This is a genomic window from Sulfitobacter sp. CW3 (genome assembly GCF_019392245.1).
GTDB lineage: Bacteria > Pseudomonadota > Alphaproteobacteria > Rhodobacterales > Rhodobacteraceae > Sulfitobacter.
The window spans coordinates 1-13,219 of sequence record NZ_JAHXRL010000009.1 but is presented as its reverse complement, the minus strand read 5'-3'; the positions used below and the strand labels follow the sequence as shown (position 1 = coordinate 13,219).

10 protein-coding genes are annotated in these 13,219 nt (G+C 59.3%); 9 read left to right on the top strand and 1 reads right to left on the bottom strand.

The annotated features are described in order from the left end of the window. The first annotated feature begins 11 nt into the window (after positions 1-11). The 3 genes from KZZ06_RS16910 to KZZ06_RS16900 all read left to right on the top strand — a co-directional run bounded on the left by KZZ06_RS16910 (position 12) and on the right by KZZ06_RS16900 (position 3,660). Entirely contained in the window at positions 12-773 is a 762-nt protein-coding gene (locus KZZ06_RS16910; protein ID WP_089423321.1) for a glucose 1-dehydrogenase, read from the top strand. 98 nt (positions 774-871) lie between these two features. Next, positions 872-2,809: an AMP-binding protein gene (locus tag KZZ06_RS16905; RefSeq protein ID WP_138925288.1), complete on the top strand. Its 1,938-nt coding sequence runs from the start codon at positions 872-874 to the stop codon at positions 2,807-2,809. Then, positions 2,806-3,660: an SDR family oxidoreductase gene (locus KZZ06_RS16900; RefSeq protein ID WP_089423323.1), complete on the top strand. Its 855-nt coding sequence runs from the start codon at positions 2,806-2,808 to the stop codon at positions 3,658-3,660. Before KZZ06_RS16905 ends, KZZ06_RS16900 begins: the two co-directional genes overlap by 4 nt. Before the next feature lie 18 nt (positions 3,661-3,678). On the opposite strand, the gene KZZ06_RS16895 is transcribed toward KZZ06_RS16900, so the two are convergent. Continuing rightward, on the bottom strand, positions 3,679-5,718 hold the full coding sequence (locus KZZ06_RS16895) for an NADPH-dependent 2,4-dienoyl-CoA reductase (protein ID WP_138925289.1): 2,040 nt from the start codon (positions 5,716-5,718) through the stop codon (positions 3,679-3,681). Between the two features lie 91 nt (positions 5,719-5,809). Here KZZ06_RS16895 and KZZ06_RS16890 point away from each other — a divergent pair, with 91 nt between their 5' ends. The 6 genes from KZZ06_RS16890 to KZZ06_RS16865 all read left to right on the top strand — a co-directional run. Then, on the top strand, positions 5,810-6,991 hold the full coding sequence (locus KZZ06_RS16890) for an acyl-CoA dehydrogenase family protein (protein ID WP_089423325.1): 1,182 nt from the start codon (positions 5,810-5,812) through the stop codon (positions 6,989-6,991). After that, positions 6,988-7,767: an enoyl-CoA hydratase/isomerase family protein gene (locus tag KZZ06_RS16885; protein ID WP_089423326.1), complete on the top strand. Its 780-nt coding sequence runs from the start codon at positions 6,988-6,990 to the stop codon at positions 7,765-7,767. The genes KZZ06_RS16890 and KZZ06_RS16885 overlap by 4 nt, the downstream gene beginning before the upstream one ends. Before the next feature lie 16 nt (positions 7,768-7,783). After that, the gene (locus KZZ06_RS16880) at positions 7,784-8,944 is read left to right on the top strand and encodes an acyl-CoA dehydrogenase family protein (protein ID WP_089423327.1); all 1,161 of its coding nucleotides are present in this window, start codon (positions 7,784-7,786) and stop codon (positions 8,942-8,944) included. Between the two features lie 30 nt (positions 8,945-8,974). Next, positions 8,975-10,366 (top strand): phenylacetate--CoA ligase family protein, encoded by a 1,392-nt coding sequence (locus tag KZZ06_RS16875; protein ID WP_138925290.1) that lies wholly within the window; start codon positions 8,975-8,977, stop codon positions 10,364-10,366. Then, entirely contained in the window at positions 10,363-11,970 is a 1,608-nt protein-coding gene (locus KZZ06_RS16870; protein ID WP_138925291.1) for an acyl-CoA carboxylase subunit beta, read from the top strand. Before KZZ06_RS16875 ends, KZZ06_RS16870 begins: the two co-directional genes overlap by 4 nt. Before the next feature lie 10 nt (positions 11,971-11,980). Further along, positions 11,981-13,219 (top strand): acetyl/propionyl/methylcrotonyl-CoA carboxylase subunit alpha (locus KZZ06_RS16865; RefSeq protein ID WP_219581292.1); only part of this gene is annotated, 1,239 nt, incomplete at its 3' end.

The following is a 13,219-nucleotide window of genomic DNA, read 5'->3' as shown; positions in this document are numbered from 1 at the left end:
GGAGTTACAGGATGCGTGGACTGCAAGGTAAAAGAGTGATCGTCACAGGTGGTGGCAGTGGGATTGGACGCGAAGTGTGCAAACGTTTCGCCGAAGAAGGGTCCGAAGTTGCGGTGTTTGACCTCAATGCGGACGGCGCGGCCGAAACCGTATCGCTTATTGAGGCAAATGGTGGGAAGGCCAGCGCCTACACGGTTGATATCGCGGATCGCGCCGCAGTCGATAGCGCTGTAACTGCATTCGAAGCGGGCGGGCCTATCGATGTTCTGGTCAACAATGCGGGCTGGGATGTCGCAAAGCCGTTCCTCGATACCGATGTCGCGCTCTGGGACAAGATCATTGCAATAAACCTTTATGGGCCGCTGCATATGCATCACGCGGTACTGCCCGGAATGGTTAAGAATGGGGGCGGTCGCGTGGTCAACATTGCTTCGGATGCCGGGCGTGTCGGATCGTCCGGGGAAGCGGTTTATTCGGCTTGCAAGGGCGGAATCATCTCTTTTTCGAAAACAGTCGCACGCGAACTGGCCCGCAAAGGTGTGCAGGTGAACACCGTATCTCCAGGGCCGACTGACACAGCGTTGTTTGCAAGCTTTGCCGAAGGCGAAGCCGGCGTAAAGATTGCCGAAGGCTTGAAACGCGCCATTCCGATGAAGCGACTTGGCCAGCCCGAAGATTACCCTGGGATTGTCTGCTTCCTAGCGTCGGAGGACGCTGGGTTCATCACAGGTCAGGTCATTTCCGTGTCGGGCGGCTTGTCCATGCACGGCTAGGCATTTTAGTCGGGCGCGTGCGCCCCCTGGAAGGTAAATAAAAGAACTACCTCCTCAACTGGCCGCGCTACGGCGCGGCCTTTTTCACAAGGTCCGACATGTTTGATCCCGCCGATGATATCCGTAAAAACAGCAATCTTGCCGGTTTTCTGAACCATTGTGGCGCGGATACATACGAAGACCTGCTTGAACGGTCCAACGCCGACCCCGATTGGTTTTGGTCTAAGATTATTGATCTTGCCGGTATCCGGTTCTCGCATCCCTTTCATACACTGCGTGACTTCACCGGCGGCCCCGAGAATATCCGCTGGGCCACCGGTGCCACGCTCAACCTGACGCAAACATGTCTCGACGCGCGAATTGACCTTGGACTTGGCGGCAAGACCGCTATTGACTGGGTGGCAGAAGACGGGACCACCCGCAGCTGGACCTACAACGATCTGGCCGAGCAGAGCGCCCGTGTCGCCGGCGCTCTGGCCGCCCGGGGCATCGGCGCGGGCGATGCGGTTGGCATCTATATGCCGATGATCCCTGAAATTGCGGCCGCGTTTCTGGGCATTGCCCGGTTGGGAGCCATCGCTGTGCCGTTGTTTTCCGGTTTCTCCGCTCCCGCAATCACCGCACGGCTGAACGACAGCAACGCCCGGGCTGTGCTGACAGTTGATGCGTCACCGCGCCGGGGCAAGCCGGTGGCGATGGAGCGGACACTGGTCAGTGCGATAGACGATCTTCCGTTGGTGCAAACGGTCATCAGCCTGCGCCGATTCGGGGGAACATCCGCCGATCCGGCCCGCGATCTGGACTGGCATGACACTATCGCAGCGGCCGATCCGACCTTCCCCGCCGCTCCCGTAGACGCCGCAGGTCCCTTGATGATCGCCTATACTTCGGGCACAACCGGCCGGCCCAAAGGTGTGGTACACACGCATCTGGGAGTTCAGGCCAAAGCAACGACTGACTTCCTTCTGTGTCTCGACCTTCAGCGCGATGACCGGCATCTGTGGATGACGGATATGGGCTGGGTCATGGGGCCGCTGACCCTGATTTCGGTTCTTCTGGCCGGTGCCACGCTGGTGCTTGCCGAAGGTGCCCCGTCAACGCCAGACGACCCGTTTCGCTTGCTGCGCGTTGCCGCCGAAACGAAGGTGACCCACATGGGCGTGGCGCCCACGCTGGTGCGTCAGTTTATGGTACAGGACCCTGCCCCGTTGGCCGGATACGATCTGTCGCCACTGCGCATCGTCGGATCAACCGGAGAGCCCTGGACCGACGATGCCTGGCTATGGCAACTGGCGCATATATGCCGCCATCGCGCAGCCCCGCTGAATATTTCCGGCGGCACCGAACTGTTTGGCGCGATCCTGACCTCAACGGTGTTGCACCGGCTATCGCCGGGCGGGTTCTCGACGCAAGCGTTGGGGGTTGGCGCCAAGGTTCTGCGCCCGGATGGGTCAGAGGCTGATTTGGGCGAGGTCGGTGAGTTGGTGGTGGCCCAACCACCCATGGGGCTGACGCCGACAATCTGGCAGGACAAGGCGCGGTATCTGGAAACCTACTGGTCCACCTTCCCCGGCGTCTGGTGCCACGGCGACTGGGTGCGTCATGATGCTGATGGCACATGGTATATTCTGGGCCGATCCGACGACACTCTGAACATCGCCGGCAAACGCATCGGTCCGCCCGAGATCGAGGCGGCCATGACCCTGACCGGCAAAGTCATCGACGCCGCCGCCATCGCTGCGCCAGATGCGTTGAAAGGTGTCGCCGTTGTCGTTGTCTGCGTCGCAGCCCCCGGCGTGACCCCCGACGCGGCATTGGTCGACTTTCTAAAAGACGCAGTGGGCACAGCGGTCTCAAAACCGTTCCGCCCGCGCGAAATTCATTTCGTCGAAGCCCTGCCAAAGACCCGGACGATGAAAACCATGCGCCGCATCGTGCGGGCAGCATTTCTGGGCGAGGATCCGGGCGATCTGTCGTCCGTGCAGAACCCGGAAACCATCGCCCCAATCGAAGCATTGCAAGGAAAACAGACATGATCGTTATTTTCGGTGCCACTGGCACGATTGGCACACACCTTATTTCTTCGCTTTCGGACAAAGGCATCGCCCTGCGCGCCGTGACCAGCGATGCCTCGCGGATTGCGGCGCTCAAGGCGCAGGGTTGCGAGGCCATGGTGGCTGATTTCGACGACCCTGCCGCGCTGGCGCGGGCCTGCAAGGGGGCGCAAAAGGCGTTCCTTGTCACGCCCGCACATCAGGAAATGGGGCGCTGGAAGGCCAATGTGGTCCACGCCACAGCAGACGCAGGTGTGCAGCATATGGTCATGTCGACCGGGCTCGGGGCCTCGCCCAAGGCCCGGCTGACCTTTGGCATCTGGCATTCGGCCAGCCAGGAGTTGCTGAAGGAAAGCGGCATGGGCTGGACGTTGATCCAACCGACCTATTTCGTGCAGAATCTGCTGTGGCAGTCCGATAGCATCGCCAATGGAAACACTTACCTCGACGATGTGGGCGGACCCGTTTCCTGGGTCGATGCCCGCGACATCGCCGATGTGTCAACCGAAGCTTTGACCGGCGAGGGGCATCTTGGCAAAGCCTATGGGCTGACCGGCGACGAGGCACTGAGCGGCGACGATATTGCGGCGCTGCTGACGCAAACGCTTGGCCGCGACATCACTCGCCGCGCCGTTGGCCCCGACGAGGCGCGCGCCAATATGATAACATCCGGCATGGTCGCAGAGGTCGCCGATGCGATGATAGAACTGGCCGGACTTGCCCCGAAAGGATATCTGTCTGGCACCGAAACCACGGTGCAGGACGTTCTGGGCCGCCCTGCCCGCCGGTTCGCGGGTTTCATCACCGAGAACGCAGCCGCGTTTGGCCGGTGAATTCATCAATCAGGCGGATCAGAAGGTCTGCACCAGCCTGACCCCTTCGTCGATGGCGCGCAGCGCATCCAGCTCGGAGGCCTCTTTCGCGCCGCCAATCATGGTGGCAACAACGCCCTGATCCGTCAGCGCCTGATATAGCGCGCGCACCGGCTCCTGCCCGGTGCACAGAACAATCGTGTCGGCCTCGACGCTCATTGGCGCGCCATCCAGCGTGATGTGTAGTCCGGTATCGTCAATCCGGTCATAGCTGACACCGGTCAGCATCTTGACCCCGCGTTTGCGTAAGGCGTTGCGCAATATCCACCCCGTGGACACGCCCAAAGCCTTGCCCGGTTTACTGGGTTTGCGTTGCAGCACGGTCACTGCACGTGTGCCAGGAACCGGAGCCAGCGGATCGCCACTCAGCGCCCCGGGCCGGGTGAATTTTCCATCCACGCCCCAAACACTAAAGAACACGGCGCTTTGTTCTGTTTCGGCCGGTGCCGTGACCAAGAACTCTGCCACGTCAAAGCCGATACCGCCTGCACCCATCACCGCAACCCGCGCACCCGCGCGGCGTTCGCCTGACAGGATCTGCGCATAAGTCGCCACCTTGGGATGGTCGATACCCGGCACATCCGGAAATCGCGGCGTCACACCAGTGGCGATCACCACATGGTCAAAGCCGCCCAGATCCGTGGCTGAAGCAGCTGTGCCCAGTTTCACGACCACACCGTGTTTGTGCAATTGCGCCCGGAAATAGCGCAGCGTTTCGTCAAATTCGTCTTTGCCGGGGGCGGCGCGTGCCAGATTCAGTTGCCCACCCAATGTGTCGGCGGCCTCAAATAGGGTTACGTCGTGACCCAACCGTCCGGCCTCGGCCGCGCTGGCCAAGCCAGCCGCTCCGCCCCCGACCACGGCGATCTTTTTGGGCACGGTCGCCACATTGTCGTGGAATTCAGTTTCGCGCCCGGCGCGCGGGTTCACCAGACATCCTGCCACACGTTCCGAAAATATATAGTCAAGACAGGCCTGATTACAGGCGATGCAGGTGTTGATCTCATCCGTGCGCCCTTGTCGAGTCTTGCGGACGAAATGCGGGTCGGCGAGCATAGGGCGCGCCATCGAAATCAGATCCGCATCGCCGCTGGCGATAATGTCCTCGGCCAGTTCAGGCGTGTTGATCCGGTTCGAAGCCACGACGGGGATCGACACCGCGCGCTTCACATTCGCAGCTGCCTGACGCCACGCTCCGCGGGGCACAGGATATGCGATGGTCGGCACGCGCGCCTCATGCCAGCCGATACCGGTGTTCAGCATATCGGCGCCTGCAGCCTCGACTTTCTGGGCCAGCAACGCGATTTCTTCGGCAGGGGCACCGTTTTCAATAAGATCCGCAGCAGAAATCCGGTAGATAATCATGAAATCCGGGCCGCAGTGATCGCGCACGGCGCGCACGACCTCTACCGGCAAGCGATGGCGGTTTTCGACACTGCCACCCCAGTCATCGGTGCGCTTGTTGGTATGGGGCACCGTAAATTCGTTCAGCAGATAGCCTTCGGATCCCATCACCTCGACCCCGTCGAAACCGGCGGCCTGCGCATTGGCAGCGGCGGTGACAAAATTATTGATCGTGCGAACGATGTCTTCATGGGTAAGTTCACGGGGAACAAATTTATTGATCGGGGAGCGGATCGGCGACGGTGCGACGCAGTTTTCGACCTTGGCGTACCGCCCCGCATGCAGAAGTTGGGCGCAGATCAGTGCGCCCTCTGTGTGGACCGCATCACAGATGGGCCGCAGCGTGGCAGTTTCGACGGCATCGTCCATACGGGGACCGCCTGGCTCCAGCAACCCCTCGCTATTTGGGGAGAACCCTCCAGTGATAACCAGCGCAACCTCGCCACGCGCGCGTTCGGCGTAAAACGCGGCCTGCCTGGTAATTGGATCGGGCCCGGATTCAAGCCGCGTGTGCATCGAGCCCATGATAACGCGGTTGCGCAATTCAAATGCCCCAACGCGAAGCGGCGACAGCAAATTATCGAATGCGCTCGTTCTCTTTTGGTTCTGATTCATGGAGATCTCCCTTTACGGCTTGCCTCACTTTCTAACATTTGTTAGGTTTTATGAAAAGATAGAATCCGACACTCTGGGAGGAAATTTAGGAATGCAGTTTCAGCCAACAGAAGATCAAAAAACCTTTCGCGATCTCGCCGCACGGTTTGCGCGTGATAAATTGGCCCCTGGCTATCAGAAACGGGCCTCGGGCCATACGTTTGATCGGGAACTGATCCGTGAAATGGGCGCGCTTGGCCTGATTGCCCCTGACCTGCCCGAGGAATATGGCGGGTTGGGCCTGGAGTCCGTCACCGCCGGACTGATTGTCGAAGAGATCGCCTATGCTGATTTCAACGCCAGCTACATTCAGCTTCTTGGGTCTCTTATGGGCGGCATGGTCGCTAAGCATGCCTCGTCTGAAATCGCGGCGGAATGGGTGCCAAAAGTCATCTCGGGTGATGTGGTCATCGGGTTGGGTCTGACAGAACCGCGTGGAGGTTCGGATGCCGCCAACCTGCAGCTCAAGGCCGAAAAATTTGGCAACGGCTGGCGTCTGAGCGGTGAAAAAACCTCGATGAGCTTTGCCGATCAGGCCGATGCAGCCGTAGTTTTTGCCCGCACTAGCAACCCCGAGGGCGGATCTAGAGGCGTCAGTGCCTTCTTCGTAGACCTGACCGAAAAGGGCATCAGCCGTACCCATTTCGACGATATCGGAACCAAACCTGTCGGGCGGGGATCGGTGTTTTTCGATGATGTATATGTGCCCGCCGAAAACATGATGGCCGAACAAGACCGCGCCTTTGGCTCGATCATGGCCGGATTTGATTTCAGCCGTGCACTGATTGGACTGGAATGTCTGGGTGCGGCGCAGGCATCCGTTGATGAAACTTGGGCCTACGTGCAAGACCGCGAGGCTTTTGGCGCGCCGCTGGTACAGTATCAGGGCGTCAGCTTTCCGCTGACCGAAGCCGAAACCCAGCTGACGATGATGCGCCAGCTTTGCTATTATACGCTGAATCTGCGGGACCAGAACCTGCCACACACATCCGAAGCCGCGATGTGCAAATGGTATCTTCCCAAGACTTGCTGCGAGATCATCCATCAATGCCTGATCCTGCACGGGCATTATGGCTACACCACCGACCTGCCGCATCACCAGCGCTACAACGATGTGCTTGGCCTGCAGATCGGCGACGGCACCGCGCAGATCCAGAAACTGGTGATCGCGCGTGAAAAAGTCGGCCGGGTTGCGCTGCAATACGACAACAAATCCAAAGGGGCGGCGAAATGAGCACTCCGGTAACTGCTAGAATCGAAGGAAATGTCGGCATCATCGAGTTGAGCCGTCCGGAAAAGTTCAACTGCCTGTCGTTGGAGGTGCACGAGGGCATCGCTGCCGCCCGCGCCGAATTCGAGGCCAACCGCGAGGTACGCGCCATTTTGATTCGCGCACAGGGCAAGCATTTCTGCACCGGTGCCGATCTGACCGAGGTCAAGGAAAAGTTATACGATCCAGTCGCGCTGGACCATTTCATCGGCTTTGGTATGGACAACCTGCGCAAGCTGGAGCAATGCCCCCTACCCGTCATCGTCGCGGTTCAAGGTTTGTGCCTTGCAGGTGGGATCGAATTGATGCTGGCGGCGGATGTCTGTTTTGCCGCTGAAACCGCCCAGTTCGGCGACCAGCACGCCCAGTTCGGGCTGATCCCCGGTTGGGGCGGCAGCCAGAGGCTGACCCGGTTGATGGGGCAACGCCGCGCATTGGACCTGATGTTTTCGGCCCGCTGGCTGGGGGCGGGTGACGCGAAAGACGCGGGTCTGATCAACTACATCGTGCCGGACAGTGATCTGCACATAGCGGCGCAGGAATATTGCCAGACCATCGCAACCCGATCACGGCCCGGCATAGCCGAAATGAAACGGCTGGCGCGCGAAGGCGCAGACATGACGGTTGATCAGCAGATGCGACTGGAACGTGACGCTGCAGTGCGCGCCCTGCCTAGTGCGGATGTGGCCGAAGGTTTGGACGCCTTCGAAAGCCGCCGCACGCCTGATTTCAAACAATAGACCGGAGATCTGAACAATGGATTTCAACCTGAACGACGAACAGCGCCAGATTTATGAATATGGTGGCCAGTTGGCGCAAAGTTACGACAATACCTATTGGCTGGAACACGCGCGCCGCCATGAGTTTCCCAAAGAGATGTTTCAACAGATCGCCGATGACGGCTTTCTGGGCATCATGGTGCCCGAGGAATATGGTGGTGCCGGGCTGGGCATGACCGAAATGGCATTGTTCATGGAGGGCACAGCTAACCATGGCATCCCGCTGCTGATGATGGTGGTTGGGCCGACGATGTCGATGGCGCATCTGGCGACACACGGAACCGAATTCCACAAAAAAGAGCTGCTTCCAGCCGCTTGCAAGGGTGACATCCAGTTTTGTTTTGCAATCACCGAACCCGGTGCCGGATCGAACTCAATGAAAACCAAGACGATGGCTAAGCGCAACGGCAACCGGTTTTCTCTGTCTGGCGAAAAGACCTTCATCACTGGCGCGGATGTGTCGGACTACTGCCTTGTTGTGGCGCGCACCACACCGCTCGATCAGGTGGCCCGCAAGACCGATGGCTTTACGCTATTTGCAGTCGATCTGAAGAAAAAGGGCGTCGACATGCAACGGGTACGCATTTCAATCCCGTTGCCCGAGGAACAGTGGACCCTGTTCTTTGACGATGTGGACCTTGGCCCCGAGGATGTGGTGGGTCACGTCGACGAGGGGTTCAATATCCTGTTTGATTCGCTCAACCCCGAACGGATCGTACTGGGTGCCTTGTGCTGTGGTATCGGTCGCTTTGCGCTCAACAAGGCAGTGACTTATGCCAGTGAACGCAACGTGTTCGACCAGCCGATCGGCGCGCACCAAGGTGTGCAGCATCCGCTGGCCAAGGCCTATACCAATGTCGAAATGGCCAGCTTGATGACCCGGCGTGCGGCTTGGGAATTTGACCACAAACTGCCCGCGGGGGAATCATCGAACATGGCGAAATACGCCGCCGCCGAGGCCGGGATCGAGGCGGTGGATGCCGCGTTGCAGGCGCATGGCGGGTCGGGTTTCACCGAAGACACCGGCATCTACGAGATGTATCCGATGATGCGCCTGTTGCGCACCGCCCCGGTGAACAGGGAATTGTGCCTTAGCTATATTGGCAACAAAGTCATGGGTTTGCCCCGGTCCTATTAAGCCGGGCAAATGTGAATGGAGGGCGATGATATGAAATTCGCAATGCAGTACCGCCGCGCGGATGCGTTGGAAAAGGCAAATGCCGAATGCTGGCATGACATCGAAATGGCTCCGCCGAACGCGGTGCGCCGCGTCCAGGAGGAAAACCTGGTCGCGCAGATGGCTTATCTGAAAGAGAACTCCGATTTTTACCGCGATATTCTAGCTCAGGCGGGCGTCGCATTTGACGATATTCGCACCATCGAAGACCTGCAAAAGCTGCCCTATACGTTCAAGACCGACATCCGCGAAAGCCTTGCGTCGCGAAAGCCTTTTGGCCGACATCTGGCGGCAGACCCAAAAGACGTCATCCAGATGCAGGCGTCGTCCGGCACTACCGGCAGCCCGTCGTATGTGGCATTGACTGAAACAGATGTCGAAGTCTGGAACGAAATGTCGGCGCGGTGTTTCTTTGCCAACGGCATCCGCCCCGGTGACCTGGTGTTGCACGGGTTTTCGCTGGCCAAAGGCTTTGTCGGCGGTATTCCGGTGATGCAGGCGCTGCAATACATGGGTGCTGTTGATGTGCCGATCGGCGCTGATGGCGGGGCGGACCGGCTGTTGCGGGCCTGCGCCGACACCCGCCCGCGCTGTATCGTCGGGGCGCCGAACTTTGTGTTGCATCTTGGCGAAAAGGCCGAGGAAATTCTTGGGGTCAAAGCCTCGGAGCTGGGCGTCGAACGCATTATTGTCGGCGGCGAGCCGGGCGGCGGCATTCCTGCCATTCGCAACCGTATTGAGGAACTCTGGGGTGCCAAATGTTGCGAAATGCTGGGCGGCACCGATCTGGGCGTGGCCTATTGGGCAGAATGCGACGATCAATCCGGCATGCATATGGTCAGCATGGATCACATCATTACCGAACTTCTGGACTCGGATACCGGCGAAATCATCCCCTTTGACGAGGGCGCAAAAGGCGAAATGATCTATACTGCCATCACCCGTCAAGCCAGCCCTGTATTGCGCTTTCGGTCGGGGGACTTCATCGAAGTTCTGGGCACTTCCTGTTCGTGCGGTCGAACTGGGCCAAAAATCCGCTGTGTTGGGCGCACTGACGACATGTTGATCGTGCGCGGCGCGAATGTGTTTCCGTCCGCAATTCACAGCATCATCAATGACATGATGCCCGACACCAACGGGATTATGCGCGTGGTGGCCGATTTTGACGGCCACACCACTCAGGGTGCCCTGAAAGTGATCGTGGAGCGCGGTCCGGACAGATCGCCCCAGGACGATCCCGACCTGAAATCAACCATCGAAACCCGGCTACGAGAAGCGTTGGTTTTCAAAGCGGATGTCACAATCGTCGCAGCCAACACGTTTGAAAAGCCGGGTGCCGCCAAAGTTGCACTTACTCTCAGTGAATTTCCGGAGTTGCCATGACCCAGCTGAAAACGACGATCAACACAGGGTCGGAAGAGTTTCGCGCCAACGAGGCGCATTATCGCGGGAAACTGGACGAGTTGCATGAGTTGCGCCGCGCGCAACGCATCGGTGGACCAAAGAAGGCGCGCGAGCGTCATGTGGCCAAAGGCAAAATGCTGCCCCGTGAACGGGTAGAGCGGCTAATTGATCCGGGCAGCCCGTTTCTTGAACTGGGCGATTTGGCAGGGCTTGGGAAATATGAAGACGTGCCACCGGGGGCCAGCATCATCACCGGAATCGGGGTGATCGAGGGTCGCCAGTGCATGATTATCGCCAATGATGCGACTGTGAAAGGTGGAACCTACTTTGGCATGACCTGCAAGAAACATGTGCGGGCACAGCGTATTGCGTGGCAAAACCGACTGCCCGTGATTACACTGGTCGACAGCGGAGGGGCGTTCTTGCCCGAAATCGCAAATATCTTTCCCGACGAGGGCCAGTTCGGTTCGATCTTTCACCAGCAGGTTGGCATGTCGGGGGACGGCGTGCCACAGATTGCTGTGGTCATGGGGCCATGTACGGCGGGCGGAGCCTATATTCCGGCGCTTTGCGACGAGATTGTGATCGTGCGCGGCCAAGGCTTCATGTATCTTGGCGGACCCGAGCTAACTTTTGCTGCGACCGGCGAAAAGGTAGACGCCGAAACGCTGGGCGGGGGCAAAATGCACAGCTCGGTGTCGGGAGTTACCGACCATCTGGCCGAAGATGACGCCCACGCACTGGCCATCACTCGCCAGATAGTATCGCATTTAGGGGAAATATCGAGCCCCCGAAAAACCCCTGCCGCGGCCATCCCTCCCGCTTATCCGGTTGAGGATATTCACGGCATCGTCAGCCGCGATGCCAAAGTGCCCACCGACAACCGCGAGATTGTTGCCCGCCTTGTGGATGGTAGCGATTTTCACGAATTCAAACCGCTGTATGGCGACACCATGATGACCGGCTGGGCGCGCATTCATGGCCACGAGGTTGGCATCCTTGCCAACACTGGCGTGCTGTTCGTCGAGGCGGCACTGAAGGCCACGCATTTCATCAACCTTTGTGTTCAACGCGACATTCCGCTGGTGTTTCTGGTGGATGTGAATGGGTTCATGGTCGGCCGCGAGGCCGAACAGGCCGGCATCGCCAAGGCCGGGGCCAAGATGATCACCGCCATGTCGTCGGCCCGGGTGCCAAAATATACGGTGATTACCGGTGGGTCTTATGGTGCCGGCTATCTGGCGATGCTAGGCCGTCCATTTCAACCAGACGCGATGTTCATGTGGCCCTCGGGGCGCTCGGCAATCATGGGGCCGGAACAGGCCGCCAGTGTTTTGGCACAGGTGCGCGCGCAAATTCTGGCACGCGACAACATGACATGGACCCCTGAAGAAGAAGAAGTCTTTAAGGCTCCGGTTCGCAAGGAATACGAAGATTTCCAGGGTGCCTATAATTTTGCGTCAAATCTGTGGGCCGACAACGTGATTGAACCCTCCGAGACCCGTGATGTGCTGGCGTTGCTGCTGGATGTCGCCTCGCGGCGACCGAAAGTTGAAACCAATTTTGGCGTGTTCCGGTTCTGAGGAGAGTATCATGAAAATCAATACATTGCTCATTGCCAACCGTGGCGAGATTGCCTGCCGAATTGCCCGCACCGCGCGCGCGCAGGGTATCACCCCCGTGGGCGTTCACTCAGAGGCAGACGCGAACGCACTGCATGTGCGCGAAATTGGTCGCTCCATCCTGATCGGGGCGGGGCCGGCCAGCGAAAGCTACCTCAGGATCGACGCTGTGCTTGACGCCGCGCGCCAAGTGGGTGCCGATGCGATCCATCCCGGCTATGGCTTTCTGGCCGAGAATCCGGATTTTGCCAATGCTGTCGAAGCCGCCGGGATGATCTTTGTCGGCCCAACGGCCGAAACGCTGGATCGTTTCGGTGACAAGGCCAGCGCCAAAGACGCGGCGATTGCGGCAGGCGTTCCGGTGGTCTCTGGCGCGAGCGGTGCCAAATCCGACCCCGCCGAAATTGCCGCCGCAGTGCGCGAGATGGGCTTCCCGGTGCTTCTCAAGGCTGTTGGTGGCGGTGGCGGGCGCGGTCAGCGTCTGGTCGAAACTGAGAACACATTGGTGCAAGACATCGAAGGGGCCCTGCGTGAGGCGAAGTCCACATTCGGGTCCGAGGGCATGTTGCTGGAACGCTTCCTGCCTGCCGCGCGACACGTCGAGGTGCAAATTGCGGGCGACGGCGCGGGCCATGTGGTGCATCTGTTTGAACGCGACTGCACTCTGCAGCGCCGTCATCAAAAGGTGATCGAGGAAGCTCCGGCATGGGGTCTGCCACGTACCTTGCTTGACCAGATTGCAACGGATGCGGTGAAACTGGGAGAGAGCTTGAACTATCGTGGATTGGGTACGGTTGAGTTTCTGGTCGCGGGCGACAACTATTTTTTCCTCGAGGTTAATCCGCGGATTCAGGTCGAACACCCGGTGACCGAAGCGATCACCGGCCTTGATCTGGTGGCGATGCATCTGCGCATTGCCCAGGGCGCGGGCCTTGGGATCACCCAAGGTGATATCACCTGCACTGGCCACGCCGTCGAGGCGCGGCTGTATGCCGAAGACCCCGCCAATAACTTTGCGCCTTCAACCGGCAAGATCACCACCCTATCGCTGCCCAAGGGCATCCGCATCGACAGCGGTGTCGAAACCGGCGACGAGGTTAGCCCGTTTTACGATCCGATGATTGCCAAGCTTATTGTTCACGCGGTCGACCGCGAAACGGCGCTGGCCCGGCTGGCCGAGGCGTTAGATCACACCATCGTCGCGGGCGTT

Excerpts from the sequence above, each read along its gene's own strand:
- KZZ06_RS16910 (WP_089423321.1), top strand. The coding sequence starts at position 12 with ATGCGTGGACTGCAAGGTAAAAGAGTGATCGTCACAGGTGGTGGCAGT.
- KZZ06_RS16875 (WP_138925290.1), top strand. The coding sequence starts at position 8,975 with ATGAAATTCGCAATGCAGTACCGCCGCGCGGATGCGTTGGAAAAGGCA.
- KZZ06_RS16905 (WP_138925288.1), top strand. The coding sequence starts at position 872 with ATGTTTGATCCCGCCGATGATATCCGTAAAAACAGCAATCTTGCCGGT.
- KZZ06_RS16880 (WP_089423327.1), top strand. The coding sequence starts at position 7,784 with ATGGATTTCAACCTGAACGACGAACAGCGCCAGATTTATGAATATGGT.
- KZZ06_RS16885 (WP_089423326.1), top strand. The coding sequence starts at position 6,988 with ATGAGCACTCCGGTAACTGCTAGAATCGAAGGAAATGTCGGCATCATC.
- KZZ06_RS16890 (WP_089423325.1), top strand. The coding sequence starts at position 5,810 with ATGCAGTTTCAGCCAACAGAAGATCAAAAAACCTTTCGCGATCTCGCC.
- KZZ06_RS16895 (WP_138925289.1), bottom strand. The coding sequence starts at position 5,718 with ATGAATCAGAACCAAAAGAGAACGAGCGCATTCGATAATTTGCTGTCG.
- KZZ06_RS16900 (WP_089423323.1), top strand. The coding sequence starts at position 2,806 with ATGATCGTTATTTTCGGTGCCACTGGCACGATTGGCACACACCTTATT.
- KZZ06_RS16870 (WP_138925291.1), top strand. The coding sequence starts at position 10,363 with ATGACCCAGCTGAAAACGACGATCAACACAGGGTCGGAAGAGTTTCGC.